This window comes from Paraburkholderia domus, assembly GCF_905220705.1.
Classification (GTDB): Bacteria; Pseudomonadota; Gammaproteobacteria; order Burkholderiales; family Burkholderiaceae; genus Paraburkholderia; species Paraburkholderia domus.
Window position 1 is genome coordinate 265,194 of the sequence record NZ_CAJNAT010000007.1, and the last position, 15,718, is coordinate 280,911.

At 63.5% G+C, this 15,718-nt stretch carries 13 protein-coding genes; 10 read left to right on the plus strand and 3 right to left on the minus strand.

The window, feature by feature from the left end; translation table 11 throughout:
• The first annotated feature begins 23 nt into the window (after window positions 1-23).
• From tssL to yacG, 10 genes are all read left to right on the plus strand, one after another.
• Window positions 24-1,328, plus strand: a complete 1,305-nt coding sequence (gene tssL, locus KHO31_RS16020) for a type VI secretion system protein TssL, long form (RefSeq protein WP_211623693.1) — start codon at window positions 24-26, stop codon at window positions 1,326-1,328.
• Window positions 1,325-4,909, plus strand: coding sequence for a type VI secretion system membrane subunit TssM (gene tssM, locus KHO31_RS16025; RefSeq protein WP_211623694.1), 3,585 nt, complete (start codon window positions 1,325-1,327; stop codon window positions 4,907-4,909). Before tssL ends, tssM begins: the two co-directional genes overlap by 4 nt.
• A 27-nt stretch (window positions 4,910-4,936) precedes the next feature.
• Window positions 4,937-6,064 carry an FHA domain-containing protein gene (locus tag KHO31_RS16030; RefSeq protein WP_201076850.1) on the plus strand — a complete coding sequence of 376 codons (1,128 nt, stop codon included), beginning with the start codon at window positions 4,937-4,939 and terminating at the stop codon, window positions 6,062-6,064.
• Window positions 6,065-6,160: 96 nt separating this feature from the next.
• Window positions 6,161-7,465: an HlyC/CorC family transporter gene (locus KHO31_RS16035; RefSeq protein WP_201076852.1), complete on the plus strand. Its 1,305-nt coding sequence runs from the start codon at window positions 6,161-6,163 to the stop codon at window positions 7,463-7,465.
• 130 nt (window positions 7,466-7,595) lie between these two features.
• A complete protein-coding gene (locus tag KHO31_RS16040; RefSeq protein WP_201076860.1) occupies window positions 7,596-8,903 on the plus strand; it encodes a GspE/PulE family protein in 1,308 nt (435 codons plus the stop codon).
• Window positions 8,900-10,129 carry a type II secretion system F family protein gene (locus tag KHO31_RS16045; protein ID WP_201076862.1) on the plus strand — a complete coding sequence of 410 codons (1,230 nt, stop codon included), beginning with the start codon at window positions 8,900-8,902 and terminating at the stop codon, window positions 10,127-10,129. The genes KHO31_RS16040 and KHO31_RS16045 overlap by 4 nt, the downstream gene beginning before the upstream one ends.
• A gap of 28 nt (window positions 10,130-10,157) precedes the next feature.
• A complete protein-coding gene (locus KHO31_RS16050; RefSeq protein ID WP_201076864.1) occupies window positions 10,158-11,099 on the plus strand; it encodes a prepilin peptidase in 942 nt (313 codons plus the stop codon).
• Window positions 11,100-11,102: 3 nt separating this feature from the next.
• Complete coding sequence (gene coaE / locus KHO31_RS16055) at window positions 11,103-11,705, plus strand: dephospho-CoA kinase (RefSeq protein WP_201076866.1); 603 nt, start codon at window positions 11,103-11,105, stop codon at window positions 11,703-11,705.
• A gap of 151 nt (window positions 11,706-11,856) precedes the next feature.
• Window positions 11,857-12,612, plus strand: coding sequence for a cell division protein ZapD (gene zapD / locus KHO31_RS16060; RefSeq protein ID WP_091798841.1), 756 nt, complete (start codon window positions 11,857-11,859; stop codon window positions 12,610-12,612).
• A 113-nt stretch (window positions 12,613-12,725) separates the two neighbouring features.
• Complete coding sequence (yacG, locus tag KHO31_RS16065; RefSeq protein ID WP_201076868.1) at window positions 12,726-12,923, plus strand: DNA gyrase inhibitor YacG; 198 nt, start codon at window positions 12,726-12,728, stop codon at window positions 12,921-12,923.
• Between the two features lie 93 nt (window positions 12,924-13,016).
• On the opposite strand, the gene KHO31_RS16070 is transcribed toward yacG, so the two are convergent.
• The 3 genes from KHO31_RS16070 to argJ are packed head-to-tail and all read right to left on the minus strand — an operon-like array spanning window position 13,017 to window position 15,601.
• The gene (locus tag KHO31_RS16070; protein ID WP_201076935.1) at window positions 13,017-13,439 is read right to left on the minus strand and encodes an NUDIX domain-containing protein; all 423 of its coding nucleotides are present in this window, start codon (window positions 13,437-13,439) and stop codon (window positions 13,017-13,019) included.
• Window positions 13,436-14,305 (minus strand): ATP-binding protein, encoded by an 870-nt coding sequence (locus KHO31_RS16075; RefSeq protein ID WP_211623695.1) that lies wholly within the window; start codon window positions 14,303-14,305, stop codon window positions 13,436-13,438. The genes KHO31_RS16070 and KHO31_RS16075 overlap by 4 nt, the downstream gene beginning before the upstream one ends.
• Before the next feature lie 54 nt (window positions 14,306-14,359).
• Window positions 14,360-15,601 carry a bifunctional glutamate N-acetyltransferase/amino-acid acetyltransferase ArgJ gene (gene argJ, locus KHO31_RS16080; RefSeq protein ID WP_201076871.1) on the minus strand — a complete coding sequence of 414 codons (1,242 nt, stop codon included), beginning with the start codon at window positions 15,599-15,601 and terminating at the stop codon, window positions 14,360-14,362.
• Window positions 15,602-15,718 lie beyond the last annotated feature (117 nt).

Below are 15,718 nucleotides of genomic sequence, written 5' to 3' on the forward strand. Positions count from 1 at the left end.
ATGCAAAAGAAAGGCGAATAAACATGTCATCCGTTGCAGCCGCGTCAGCGCAATACACAGGCACACCGCAGTCATCGCCGGCTTCCGCGTCAGCGCCCGGGTCCCGGCTTGAGCCACCGTTCGCGCCATCTGTTGCGCCCTCCTCGTTTTATGCATCCAACCCGCTGGTCGTCGCCGCGCAACCGCTGCTCGACGCGCTTGCGCAGATCCGCCTCAACCCGAAGGTGACGCCGGAGCGGCTGCGGGCATTTCTGGTCGCGGAAATCAGTCGCTTTCAGACGCGTGCCCAGCAGGCGGCTGTATCGATCGAAACGATCGTCGGTGCGCGCTATTGCCTGTGCACCGCGCTCGACGAAGCCGCCGCGCTCGCGCCTTGGGGCGGCAGCGGCGCATGGTCCGCGCACAGTCTGCTCGTCGCGTTCCATAACGAAACGTGGGGCGGTGAAAAGTTCTTCCACCTGCTCGCTCGTCTATCGACGCAGCCGCGTGAGCACCGTGACCTCATCGAACTGCAATTTTTCTGTCTCGCGCTGGGATTTCAAGGACGCTATCGCGTGATTCAGAACGGCGCCGCGCAACTCGAAACGCTGATGCGGCGGCTGCACAAGTTGCTGCACGAGACGACAGGTGGATACGCGCAGCCGCTATCGCCACATTGGCGCGCCACCGACCGCACGCCGTCGCGAGCACTACGCCGCGGGATGCCGCTATGGATGTGGCTGGCAGGCGCCGCCTTACTCGGCTGCGCGAGCTTCATCGCATTCCTGCTCGCAACCAATGCATACGGCGATCGCACGTATGCGGCGGTCAATGCGATACGCCTGCCCGAGGTGACGTCGGAGCGTGCGCTCAGCCGCGGCCCGTCACTGACAGCGTTGCTCGAAGCCGACGTGCGGAGCGGCGCCCTTGCGGTGCGCGACGAAGGCGATCGCAGCGTCATCGCCCTGCGTGGCGACGGACTGTTCGACTCCGGATCGGCTGTCGTGAACGAGGCCGCGTTGCCGGTGCTCAGTCATATTGCCACCACCCTCGATCGCGTTCCGGGGGACATTCTGATCACTGGACACACGGACAACCAGCCGATCCGCGATCGCCGCTTCCAATCGAATCTCGCGTTGTCACTAGCGCGCGCCGAAGCCGTGCGGCAATGGCTGACGTCGGCCGGTCTCGACACACGCCGCGCCGTAAAAGTCGCCGGACGTGGCGACCAGCAACCGATCGACAGCAACATGACGATGGCCGGCCGTGCTCGCAACCGGCGGGTCGAGATCGCGGTATATCCCACCTTGCCCGCGCGCCAGGACCTTGCCCCGACGGCGGACCGATGAATCTCTTGAAACGTATTTCCGGATGGCTCGCAGGGCTGCTGCGCCAGCTCGATTGGGCAAGTCTGGTGTGGATCGCGCTCCTCATCGCGCTGATCTGGGTCGTGGGTTCGATGCTGGCGATCGGCGATACACGTCCTTTGGAGACAGAAAGATCCCGTTACGCGCTGATCGCCCTAGTCCTGCTCGCCTGGGCCTGGCGGCTGGTCCGGCGCATGCGCCAGTCAGGACTGCCTGCCCCGTTGCGTCGCGCACCTTCGGCGCCGCAGACCGACCCCGCCGACGACGCGCAACGCCAGCGCCTCGACGACCTGCGCGCGCGCTTCAATCATGCGCGCTACGTGCTGCGGCACGCCGCCGTCCCCGACGGCCGGCCAGTCGAATGGTTCGACAGACTGACCGGGAGGCACCTGTACCGGCTGCCGTGGTACCTGGTCGTGGGCAGCGCCGGAGCGGGTAAAACGGCCGCACTGCTCAATGGCGGCCTCGAACTGTCGATCGCCGAGCAGGCCGCGCGCGCAGCCCGCCGGCGCGCGGAGCCGACCCGCGAGTGCGACTGGTGGTTCAGTAACGATGCGATTCTCGTCGATACGCCCGGCGCCTATCTCGACGCGGCCGATACCACAGAGACCCGCGACGCCGAATGGCGCGAGTTGCTGACCTTGCTCAGGCGGCATCGTCCACGTCAGCCGTTGAGCGGGGTCATCCTTGCAGTCGGCATAGACGCGTTGCTGACACTCGACGAAGCCGGGCGCGCAGCCTACGCAACGCGCCTGCGAAAGCCTCTGCAAGTGATGCAGCACACGCTCGGCATGCGCGTACCCGTCTATCTATGCATCACCCGGATGGATCGTCTCGACGGTTTCCGCGCCTACTTTTCCAGTCTGAATCGCGACGGCCGTGCGCAGGCGTGGGGTGCCGCATTTGAATCCGGCGACGGTTCGCCGGCTGAGACCTGCCGTCACGCTTTTCAAGCGCTGTTGCAACGCGTGGCCGATGGCTTGCGCGACGTGCTGATCGTCGAGCCCGACGCCGACAGCCGGGCGCGCGCCTTTCTCTTTCCGCAACAGTTCGCGAGCATCGAGACACCGCTGGTCGATTTCTATGAGGTGCTGTTTCGACCGTCGTCGCTTGAAACCAATCTGCTGTCGCGTGGCGTCTATTTCACGAGCGCGCAGCAAGGCGGCCTTTGTATCGATCGCGCGCAGCCGGTGACAAAGCTGCAGATGGGCATAGCCGATTCGCCACCTGCGCCCGCCGAGCCGCCGGGACAGCTGAGCTACTTTCTGAAGCAATGGCTGCGCGATGCCGTGTTCGCCGATGCAGGATTTGCAGGTCCAAGCCGTGGCTCGCAACGCCGGCGTCTCATTGTCCACTCGGTTATCGCTGCGGTGGTCAGTGTTGGGCTGCTCGGACTGCTGGCCGTCTGCGCAATCAGTTATGCGCACAACCGCGCCTACCTTGATGATGTCTCCGCGCACGTGCTCGCGTTCAATCAGCAGGCTGCGCGGCCCATTACGCTCACGACCGGCGACTTGCAACCGTTATCGCCGATGCTCGACGCGCTGCGGGCCTTGCCGCGCAGCGAACAGGTCGACCCCGACGCACCGACTGGCTGGCGTTACGGTATGGGCCTTTATCAAGGCGCCAGGATCACCGAAGCAAGCAACGCGCTCTACCATCGCGCACTCGACGAAAAACTGCTGCCGCAGGCCGCTGCACGCCTCGAGCGCATGCTGGCCGACGCAGCACCCGACGACACCGACTATTCGTATGAAGCGCTCAAGGCCTATCTGATGCTTTACGACGCATCCCACTACGACGCCGGGTTTCTCACTGCGTGGCTGACCCTCGACACCGCCGGCGCGCTGCCCGCCGATTTGACACAAGACGAGCGCACGCGTCTGGAAGCGCATCTCGCGAACCTGTTCGCGTCGCGCGTCGTCGTATCGCCTTACGCGTTCAACGCACCGCTTGTCGACGCGGTACGCGCAAGGCTCGCGCGCGAATCGCCCGCGCAACGCGCGTACCACCAGCTACGCCGCGAACTGCTGCGCACCATGCGCAACGCACCCGTCTCGGTGGCCAGCGCCGGCGGTCCGCAAACGGCGTTGGTATTGACACGCAGAAGCGGCAAGCCGCTTACCGACGGCATTGCGGGCCTCTACACCTATCACGGCTACTGGGATGTGTTCGAGCCGCGCGTTACCTCGGCGACTGCCCGCTTGCAAAGCGAAGACCCATGGGTTCTCGGTACGCGTTCGTCGCCGGCAATGGATAACGCACACGTCGCATTGGAAATCCGGCGCGCCTACCTGAACGACTACATCCAGGTGTGGGACGCTTATCTGAACGACCTCAGCATCGTGGATAGCCAGTCGCTTGCGCAAAGTATGCAGATCGCGCGCACCTTGTCGGCGCCCGACTCGCCGCTCAAGCAATTCCTGCAAGCCGCCGCCGATGAAACAACTTTGCTTCGGACGCGCGGCGACAGCGAGCTGCCCGCTCCGGGAGCATTACAAAAACGCATCGGTGAAGCGAGGGAATCGCTGAGCGCAATGTTTGGCCGTGCTTCGCCGGCGTCGTCGTCGCCTCCTGCCGACGACAAACCGGAAGGCATCGTCGACAGTCACTTCGAAAACTTGCGGCGTCTGATGGCAGGCGGCAGCAATCCGGCGGGTGGCACGCCGCTGGAAAGCAATCTGCGTGTGCTCGACGAGCTGTATAGCTATCTCACAGCCGCCGACGCTGCCCTGGCGAGCGGCAGTCCGCCACCACAAACCGACGTCTTCAATAAGTTGCAGGCTGACGCAGGGCGTCTACCCATACCGCTAAGAAAGATTTTTAGTGATCTGTCACAGGCGAGCGCGGCGCAGGTGAGCGGTGGAGCACGGCGCAATGTAGCGTTGGATGCACAAGGCAGCCTCGGCCCGGCGTGCCGTCAGGCCATCGCCGGGCGCTATCCGTTTGCGCGTGACTCGAGCCGCGACGTCGCTCTGAACGATTTCACGCGGTTGTTCGCATCGGGTGGGCTAATGGACAGTTTCTTCCAGAAGAATCTGGCGTCGCAGATCGACGTGCGCGACGGCCGCTGGACCTTCCGGCGCGACACCAGCGGCAGAGCCATTGCGGACAGCCGTCTGATCGGCGCTTTCCAGAACGCGGAGACGATTCGCAACGTTTTTTTCGCCGCAGGCGCGGCGACACCGTCGCTGCAGATCGAACTGACGCCGTTGGAACTCGACCCGGGCATCACACAATACACGCTGGATGTCGACGGGCAGACGATGCGCTATGCGCACGGACCACCGCTGCCGATGGCGGTCAAATGGCCGGGGGGGCGCGGCGTAGGCCTTGTCAGCCTGCAAATCAGCACGCAAAACGGTTCCGACGGCGTGCAGACTCAGGGGCCGTGGGCGCTCTATCGACTCTTCGACAAGGCGCGCATCGCACCGGGCGCCGCGCCCGAAAGCTTCACTGCCACCTTCGATTTCGGCGGCCGGAAACTGGCGCTTCGCGTGACCGCAAGCAGTAGTTACAACCCGTTCCAGCTACCTCAAATGAAAGCCTTCTCATGTCCGTGAGAATCGCTCGCTGCAGGAAACACGAAGATGCTCCAGCCAACTCTTAAGCTCACTATTCTCGCCAGCCACGGCAAAGCGTTTGCGAACGGCGCGTGCGCAAGCTTCGATGCACAGGGCGGCAACATCGGCCGCGCAGCCGGCAACGTACTCAGACTTCCGGACGACCATGCCGTCGCGGACCGCCACGCGGCCGTGCGGGCGCACGAGGACGCGTGGCACCTGCTCAACACCAGCGGGCACGCAACGCTGACGGTAAATGGCAAGCTCGTCGCCGCGGGTCAGGAAACCCGCGTGCGGTCAGGCGATATCGTCAATATCGGCGGTTATGTCTTGCAGGCAGCCGAGACGTTGCCGCCGACATGGGACCTCCAGCTGCAAAGGCCCTCGAGCGCCGCTTCTCAGGACTTGAACCCGTCACGAGCAGACAGTGCGGACAAGCCGGGCATGCGAGGAACGCCGCCCCTGGATCCTTTAGGATTCGGCCGCCTGAACGGCCTGACGGACGACGAGCCGCCTTCCGCCGGCCTGGACGGGCTACTGGATATGCCAGTCGACCCGCTTGCGCTGTTTGGTTCTCCGCGGAGTGGATGGAGTCACGCGAACGATACGAATTCATCGGACTTATTCGCCGACGTTGCCGGCAGCTCGCCAGCCAGCGGTTTTGAAGCCCCTCTCATGGACGGACTACGCGGTTTCGCCATGCGGGACGATGCACCGGGACAAGGTTCGCCTCTGCGCGTAAAGATCGCAAAGGCGCATTCGCCCGACCAAACGAACAGCACGCCAGCCAAGATCGCAATCGCAGCAACGCCCTCTGTCCCGGCGTTCGACGACCCTGCTCAAGCGATCGAACGTACCGCTCGGGTAGCGCCGATGGCGGTTCCGCAATACGGCGAACATTCGCAAGTAAAAGCCGCGTTTCGCCACGGTGAGCCAGTCAAACTCACCCCGGCGAGCGTGCCTGAGGGTTTGACGGACTTAGCGCAGGCACCGCGACGGGACAGCCGCGACGGTTCGGCGCCCATGCTGCTCGCGCTAAGCGAGGCATTTCTGGAGGGTGCAGGCGTGCGCCCCGACGGGCTCGCCGAAGCGACCTTCACGCCCGACTTCATGCGCGCCCTAGGCGTGTTCGTGCGCACGCTGAGGGAGCGGTAGGCGCACCGCCGCCGCGTTTCGGGCCACCCAAGCGGGCGGTTCGTCCAGCCCCCTCTGCTATATTCTCTCCATCCCGTCCTCTATCCTTCGCTACGCGTGGAACAACTTCCCTTATGGGCGCAGATCTGCGCCGTCTTTCTGCTGCTTATCTGCTCCAGCTTCTTTTCGATTTCCGAAACGGCGATGATGGCGATCAACCGTCATCGTCTGAAACACCTTGCCAACCAGAATGCGCTCGGCGCAAAGACCACTCAGGGTCTTCTGGCGCACACCGACCAGCTGCTGAGCGTGGTACTGATCGGCAACAATCTCTTCAACACGATCATTCCGGTGCTCACCACCTCGATCGCACTGCATACGTTCGGCCGCAATAACGTCGTGCTGTCGATCGCGACCGGCATCGTCGCGTTCCTGATCATCGTATTCGCGGAAATCACGCCGAAAATCGTCGGCGCGACGTTCCCTGAGAAGATCGCCCTACCGGCCAGCCTGCTGATCGCACCGATGATGCGGATCGGCAAGCCGCTCGTCTGGTTCGTCAATCTGTTCGCGAACGCGATCTTGCGCGTGCTGCATATCAATACCAAAGGCGCGCACGATCAGCGGCTCTCAACCGAAGAGTTGCGCACCATCGTGCTCGAATCAGGCAGCTTCATGCCGACCAAGCACCGCAGCATTCTGTTGAACCTGTTCGACCTCGAGAACATCTCCGTCGACGACGTAATGATCCCGCGCCGCCGCATCGAAGCGCTCGACTTCGACGCGCCGTTCGAACAGATCCTGCATCAGCTGGAAACCTGCTATCACAACAAGCTGATCGTCTATCAAGGCGACATCGACCGGGTGCTCGGCGTGCTGCACGTGCGCAAAACGCTGGCTGCCCTGCACAACCAGGAACTGGAGCGCGAGACGCTGCGCGAGTTGCTGGCCGAGCCGTATTTCGTGCCGAGCGGCACGCCGGTATTCCAGCAACTACAGTACTTCCAGGAAAGCCGTCACCGCACGGCGCTGGTTGTGAACGAATACGGCGAGTTGCAAGGGCTGGTCACGCCGGAAGACATCATCGAAGAGCTGATCGGTGAATTCACTACGTCGATTCCGCGTAGCGCCAATTCGCGCGGCGGCTGGAACGAGAGCGGCGAATGTATCGTTGCGGGCAGCATGCCGTTGCGCGAACTGAACCGCTGGCTGCATCTCACGCTGCCGACCGACGGACCGAAGACGCTCAACGGGCTGATTCTCGAAATACTCGAAGAGATTCCCGACGGCGACGTGTGCGTGCAGATCGGTGAGATGAAACTCGAAGTGATGCGCAGCGACGACCAGGCGATTCGCACCGTCAAACTGTTCAGACCACCCGCTCGCGCGGGCGCAAAAGCCGTCAAGGCCGCGCGCAGCTAAGCCCTGCACGGCGCAGCATTACACATGGGCGCAGCGTGCGCCATTAGCCGATTGGCTGAATGGTGGTGCCAGCGGGCTTACCGGATGATCGAGTCGTCATGTTCTACAGGCGGCTCATCACCGGTCTCTCATGCAAGATCCATTTCAACACGCGGCGTCTTTGCGGCCCGTCGTCTTCGATAGCGAAAGCCCGCCCAGACCCAGGCACAATGCCTTTGCGGCCGATGCCAGTGTCAGTGCCAACCTCAACCCGAGTCTCGCCGATTCCGACAACGCGCCTGCCGTGCGCCTGCTGACCGACACGCTGCAGGAGGCAACCCGCCGCAATGCGTCGGACCTGCACATCGAGCCGGCGGAGCATGGCTGGCGCATGCGTTTGCGCATTGACGGCGTGCTGCATGAAATCCCTCAACCCCCTGCGCATCTGCGCGACGCGTTCATCACGCGCGTGAAGGTGCTGGCGCGCATGGATATCGCCGAGCGGCGCGTGCCGCAGGATGGCCGGCTGCGCATTGCCACGTCACCCGGCCGCGTCGAAGACTATCGCGTCAACTCCCTGCCTACCCTATTCGGTGAAAAGCTGGTGTTGCGCCGACTCGACGCGCTACCCACCGATCTTTCGCTCGACTCGCTCGGTCTCGATCTGCAGCAACGCGAAGCCGTCGATGCCGCGATTCGCGCGCCGCACGGCCTTGTGCTCGTCACCGGACCTACCGGAAGCGGCAAGACGCTGTCGCTTTACTGCTTCCTTCACATGCTCAACGACGAGGCGCGCAATCTTTGCTCAGTGGAGGATCCGGCGGAAATTCAGCTGGCGGGTATCAATCAGGTCAGCGTCCGCGAAAAGGCCGGCCTGACATTCGCGGTGGCGCTGCGCGCGTTTCTCCGTCAGGACCCTGATGTGATCATGGTTGGCGAAATCCGCGACGACGAAACCGCTGATGTTGCCGTGAAGGCCGCGCAGACCGGCCACCTCGTCCTGTCGACCTTGCATACGAATGACGCGCCCGCTGCCGTCGCGCGCCTGATCGACATCGGTGTCGAGCCGTACAACCTGGCCGCCGCGCTCAGGATGGTGACGGCACAACGGCTTGTGCGGCGGCTCTGCCTGGCGTGCCGCGCACCCGCGCAGCAATCGGTGGCGGCGCTGCGAGCAGCCGGTTTCGCCTACGATCAGCTCGACGGCTGGCAACCATTCGCCGCGACCGGATGCACGGCCTGCCACGATATCGGCTATCGGGGCCGTGTCGGGGTCCATCAGGTGATGCCTGTCTCCGATGCGATGCGTGAGTTGATCGTGGCACGCGCAGGCACCCATGAGCTGGCCCGGCTCGCGCAAACTGAACAGGTCGCCACCTTGCGCGCCGCCGCTTTGGCGCGTGTGCGCGACGGCACCACGAGTCTCGCCGAAGCACTGGCGGCAACCGAGGTCGCATGAGCATCGCGACGACTCATTCACCGCCAGCGGCCGAGATGCGTTTCAGATGGCGCGGCGTCGATGCCGACGGCGTACAGAAAACCGGTGCGCTCATTGCGCCGGACGTCAGCACCGCGCGAGCCATGCTCAAGCGCGAAAAGCTGTTCATCGTAGAACTCGCGGCGCGCGGGCCGGCGCCGCGGCCCCGAACCCGCGCCACCGACGTCACGGTGTTCACCCGCCAGCTTGGCAGCCTGCTACGCGCCGGTTTGCCGCTCGCACCTTCGCTGGAACTGCTGGCGCAGGCGCAGGGTTCACGCCGGCAAGGCATGCCTCGGATCGTCGGCGCGCTGGCGCGCGACATCACCGGTGGCCTGCGCTTCTCCGCGGCATTGCAGCGGCATCCTCGGCAGTTCAATGCGTTGTACTGCCAGCTCGTCGAAGTCGGCGAAGCAGCCGGCGCGCTGCCGGCCGTCCTCGCCCGGATCGCCGACGACCGCGAACGCGCCGCCGCGCAGCGTGCCAAGGTGCGCGCGGCGCTAACCTATCCGGTCGCGATCCTGTTGCTAGCGATTGCAATTACCGCGGCGCTGCTGGTGTGGGTCGTGCCGACCTTCAAGCAGATCTTCGACGGCTTCGGCGCGCAATTGCCCGCCCCCACGCAGTTCGTGCTGGCTTTGTCCGCGGGAGCAGCGCGATGGAGCATTCCTCTAGTCGTCGTGATCGTGGCAGCGAGCTCGGCGGTGACATTTCTGCTACGACGTTCCGAAGCAGCGCGTATCCGGTTCGCGCGCTTATCGCTGACAATGCCGGTCGCCGGTCCGTTGCTGCGCACCTTGTGCGCGGCGCGCTGGAGCCGCGCGCTCGGCACCTTGCTGTCGGCCGGCACACCGCTCGCGGACGCGTTCGACTCACTCACTCACGCCACAGGCAACGCTTTCTTCGATCGTGCCACCGTGGAAATTGCCGCCCGGCTGCGGCGTGGCGAACGGCTCGCCGCTGCAATGCGCGCGGCGCACTGCTTTCCACCGGAGGTCGTGCAGCCGGTTGCGGTTGCCGAGGAGTCCGGGGCGCTCGACACGATGCTGATCGATGTGGCATCGCTTGCCGATCGTCAGGTAGACGAAAAGATCGGCACGCTCTCGAGCCTGTGCGAGCCGCTTGTCATCATCGTCCTGGGTTCGCTGGTCGGCGGCCTGGTGATCGCGATGTATCTTCCCATTATTCAACTCGGCAACGTGGTGTAGCATCGCAGCCGAATCCCACCCTTTTTATATGCAGGCCACTATTCCGCTCGTGTCAGATACTTCTTCCAGCGTGCTTTCGGGCCTGCTGCCCGGTCACTTCGCAACCGGCCTCGGGGTCGCGTTCGGCAGCTTGCCCAGCGGCGTGCAGATCGCATTCGCGATCGTATTCGGTCTGGTGATCGGCAGCTTCCTGAACGTCGTCGTGCATCGGGTGCCGATCATGCTGGAGCGTGCGTGGCGCGAGGAGGTCAGCGAAGCCACCGAACAACCACTCGAAGGCGACGGCTTGCCTGCACGATACAACCTGTGGGCGCCGCGCAGCGCATGCCCTCACTGCGGCCATGTGCTCGGCGCGTGGGAGAATCTGCCGGTGCTGAGCTACATGCTGTTGCGCGGGCGCTGCTCCGCCTGCAAAACACGCATAAGCTTGCGCTACCCGCTGCTCGAAATTGCCAGCGCTGCTTTCGCGGCAGGAGCGCTCGCGCTGTATGGGCCGACCGGCATGGCACTCGCCGCCTTCGGACTTTGCGCCGCACTGCTCGCGATGAGCGCGATCGACATCGATACGCATCTGCTGCCTGACTCCATGACGCTGCCGCTTCTGTGGGCCGGCTTGATCGTGAACTTCAACGGCATGTTTGCGAGCCTCCACGATGCCGTGCTGGGCGCGATCTTCGGCTACCTGGTGCTGTGGGCCGTGCATTGGCTGTTCCGGCTGGTGCGTGGTGTCGAAGGTATGGGTTATGGCGATTTCAAGTTGCTGGCCGCGCTTGGCGCATGGCTTGGCTGGGCGGCGCTACCGCAGATCGTGCTGATCGCAGCGGTCGCTGGCGCGGTAGTCGGTCTTCTGGCGACGTGGCGCGGCCGCATGCGCTTCGAAGAGCCGCTGCCGTTCGGGCCATTTCTCGCGGCGGCCGGTGCTGTTACGCTATTTCTCGGCACACCGCTTTACTTGGCATTGGGAGGCTGAGGCATGTTTGCTGTGGGATTGACCGGTGGCATCGGCAGCGGCAAATCAACCGTGGCCGAGCTGTTCGCCGCGCACGGCGTACCGCTCGTCGACACGGACCTGATCGCGCACCGCATCACGGCGCCGCATGGCATTGCGATGCCGCAGATCGCCGCGGAGTTCGGCGATTCGTTCGTTGCGGCAGACGGCTCGCTCGACCGCGCCCGCATGCGCACGCTGGTGTTCAGCGACGACGGCGCGCGCAAACGCCTTGAAGGCATCACGCATCCGTTGATTCGTGCGGAGACTGAGCGCGAGCAGCGTGAGGCGCAAGGGCCGTATGTGATCGTGGTGGTCCCCCTGCTGGTGGAGTCCGGTAGCTGGAAGACTCGCGTGAATCGTGTGCTGACGGTCGATTGCAGCGTCGAAACGCAAATCTCGCGCGTAATGAGTCGCAACGGGTTCAGCCGCGAACAGGTGCTGGCGATCATCGCCCGCCAGGCAACGCGCGAAGCACGCCTCGCCGCAGCCGACGACGTCATCGACAACGACAACGCGCCGTTCGGCGCGCTCAAGGCGCAAGTCGATGCGCAGCATCGCGTCTATCTGTCGCTAGCGGGTGCATGACGATACGCGGACCGAAGCACGCAAAAAACCGCCCGAAACACGTGAAAAAAGTTGCAAAAGTGCGCTGAAAAAGTGTGTGATTGCTAGGGTAGTCTCACGGCATTAGAATGTTCTGCATTCCCGTCACCGACCACGCCCGAGGCGAGCCCGCTTGATCCTTTACGAGTATCCCTTCAACGAGCGAATCCGGACGCTATTGCGCCTCGAAGATCTGTTCGAGCGCTTCACGTTCTTTCTAACTCAGGAAGACGCCAGGGAACATCACGTCGCACTGACAACGCTGTTCGAAATCTCAGAGGTTGCGGGTCGCGCGGATCTGAAGTCCGATCTGATGAAGGAGCTCGAGCGCCAACGGCAAACGCTGGCGCCGTTCCGGGGCAATCCGGGCATCGAGCAAAACGCGCTGGAGGCAGTGCTAGGAGAGATCGAGCAGACCTTGGCAGGGCTTTCACAGATGCAAGGCAAGACTGGCCAGCATCTGGCAGACAACGAGTGGCTCGCCAGCATCCGCAGCCGCGCGATCATCCCGGGCGGCACCTGCAAGTTCGATTTGCCTTCGTACTACGCATGGCAGCAGATCCATCCCGATCAGCGTCGGCAGGACATCGCCAAATGGGTCACGCCGCTGCTGCCGTTACGCGATGCGGCAACCATCGTGCTGCGCCTCGCACGCGAATCGGGTCAGGCGTCCAAGGTCATGGCGATGCAGGGCAGCTATCAGCAGATGCTGTCTGGCCGTTCTTACCAGTTGATGCAAGTACGCGTGGCACCTGAATTGCGGGTGATTCCGGAGGCCAGCGCAAACAAGTACATGCTCTGGGTGCGATTCACGGTGCAGGACGGTGATCTGCGGCCGCGCGCGGTGGATGTCGACGTGCCGTTCCAGCTCACGCTTTGCAGCCTGTAGCCAGCCTGTAACGCTCATCTCGCAGAACCGAATCATGGGGCCGCGCCTTTAAAGCGGCGAAAAAAGCCCCTATATTCGTTACTTGTTCCGTTTCCGATTGAATGCCTGACCGTATGCCTACCGTCGTCAAATGCCCCACTTGCGGGAAGGATGTCCGCTGGACCCCTGAAAACCGCTTCCGCCCGTTCTGCTCCGACCGCTGCAAGCAGATCGACCTCGGCGCCTGGGCCGCTGAGAAGTACAAGATTGGCGGCACGGATGAAGAAGCGCCGTCGGATGAATCACCAGCCGGGGATTACAACCCCCACTGAGCACTGCCGGCTGCAGACGCACGCAGCGGCATGCTGCAGTCGCTCGGGACGACGCTGTGCATGCAGCGCCGCCTGCAACCACGCGCCATTTTTCTAGTTTTTCTCAGCTGCGAGCCATTCCAGCACGGGAATCGTTGCCGGCAACAACGGCGAGACGTCAGCCGGCAGTGTCTGCCACACAAGCGCTTGACCTTCCCGGCCATGCGGTTCGCCGGTCCACTCCGTCACCTTGCAGAAAAACAGTCGTACATAGGCGTGCGGGTAATCGTGTTCGAGCGTGTGCCAAAGATGGCTCGCCTTGACGTCGATGCCCAGTTCCTCGTGCAACTCACGGGCTAGTGCGGCCTCAACCGACTCGCCCGCTTCCAGCTTGCCGCCCGGAAACTCCCAGTACCCTTCGTACGGCTTGCCGGCCGGGCGCTGCGCCAGCAGATAGTGTCCGTCCGGCTGAATCAGCACGCCGACGGCGACTTCAGTCACCGGGCGACCCGCCGTGTTCTTCTGCGCGTCGCTCATGCCGGGGTCTTCCGGCCGGACCAGTCGCGCGCAAATTGCCACGCGACTCGCCCGGAGCGCGAACCTCGCTCCAGCGCCCACACCAGCGCATCGCCGCGTGCCGCTTCGACTTCTGCGTCGTCGCAGTCGAAATGCCGCAGCCAGTGGCCGACGATCGACAGGTAGTCGTCCTGCTTGAACGGATAGAAGCTGACCCACAACCCGAAGCGCTCGGATAGCGAAATCTTTTCTTCAACCAGTTCGCCCGGATGGATCTCGCCGTCGGACGTGTGCTTATACGTCTCGTTGTCGCTCATATATTCGGGCAACAGATGGCGGCGGTTGGACGTTGCATAGATCAGCACGTTGTCTGACTGCGCAGCGACTGAGCCGTCCAGCGCAACCTTCAGCGCCTTGTAGCCCGATTCTCCGTCTTCGAACGACAGGTCGTCGCAGAACACCACGAAGCGCTCCGGCCGCTGCGCGATCAGATCGACGATGTCGCCGAGATCATGCAGATCGTCTTTGTCAACCTCGATCAGGCGCAGGCCGTCTTTCGCATAGGCGTTCAGGCAAGCCTTGATCAGCGACGACTTGCCGGTGCCGCGCGCGCCCGTTAGGAGCACGTTGTTGGCCGGCTGCTTGTGCACGAACTGACGCGTGTTCTGCTCGATCAAGCCTTTCTGGCGATCGATGTTTTGCAGGTCGTCGAGCGTGATCGACGAGATGGCGGGGACCGGCTGCAGGTAGCCACGCCCTTGACGCTTGCGCCAGCGAAAGGCAATCGCCGCCGACCAGTCGATCTCCGGTGTTGCGGGCGGAAGCATCGCTTCGAGGCGGACGAGCACGGCTTCGGCCCGGGTCAGAAACTGTTCGAGTTTGTCCATGGCTGTGAGATAAGTGGCCAAAGCGGCGGCCAGAAAACCGCGTAATGAACCTGGTTACGAACGATAGTCGGCGTTGATGCTCACGTAGTCGTGCGACAGATCGCAAGTCCAGATCGTGGCTTGCGCATTGCCGCGGCCGAGTACCACGCGAATGCCGATCTCGCTCTTTTTCATGACGCGCTGGCCGTCTTCCTCACGGTAGGCCGGATTGCGGCCACCGGCGGTGGCGACCAGCACGTCGTCCAGATACAGATCGATCTTGCCGACGTCGAGATCGTCCACGCCGGCGTAGCCGATGGCCGCGAGAATGCGGCCGAGATTGGGGTCCGATGCGTAGAAGGCCGTCTTCACGAGCGGCGAGTGGCCAATCGCGTAAGCGATCTGGCGGCATTCGCCCACGCTCGAGCCGCCTTCGACATGCACGGTCATGAATTTGGTCGCACCTTCGCCATCGCGCACGATCAGCTGTGCGAGGGCTTGCGCGACTTCGGTCACCGCGTCGCGCAGCGCTGCATAAGCGGGCGAGTCAGTGGAGGCGATCACTGGCAGGCTCGATTTGCCCGACGCGATCAGGATGAACGAATCGTTGGTCGACGTATCGCCGTCGATCGTGATGCAGTTAAACGAGCGGTCCGCCACGTGCTTGACCAGTGCGTCGAGCACCGGTTGCGCGACGGCGGCGTCGAACGCCAGGAAACCGAGCATGGTCGCCATGTTCGGCTTGATCATGCCGGCGCCCTTGCTGATGCCGGTGAGCGTGACCGTGTGGCCGTCGATCGTGACCTGGCGCGAGGTGGCTTTCGGCAGCGTGTCCGTGGTCATGATCGCCTGGGCGGCGTCGTACCAGTTGGCTTCCTTGCGGTTCGCCAGCGCGGCCGGCAGACCTGCCTTCAGACGATCGACCGGCAGCGGTTCCAGAATCACGCCCGTCGAAAACGGCAGCACCTGTTCCGGTGTGATGTCCGCGAGGCGCGCGAGTTCGGCGCAGGTTTCGCGTGCCGCTACGAGGCCCGGTTCGCCCGTGCCCGCGTTCGCGTTGCCCGTGTTGATCACGAGTGCACGAATCGGCTTGCCGCCCGCGCGCACGCGCTCCAGATTCTCACGGCACACCGTGACGGGCGCCGCGCAAAAGCGGTTCTGCGTGAACACACCGCCAACCGTCGCGCCGTCGCCGACGGAAATAACCAGCACGTCCTTGCGGTTCGGCTTGCGGATATTCGCCTCTGCCCAGCCCAGCGTGACGCCGGCGACGGGGTGGAGTTGAGCGGGATCGATCGAAGGGAAATTGACAGCCATGGTCGCGACCTGTCGAAGAAAATGCCGGCAGGCGCCGGCATCGATGGAAACGGAAACTGATGGTTCGAGCGCGTTGCCGAACCACCGCGAAATCACCAGCAAAGCACTGTGTGAAAC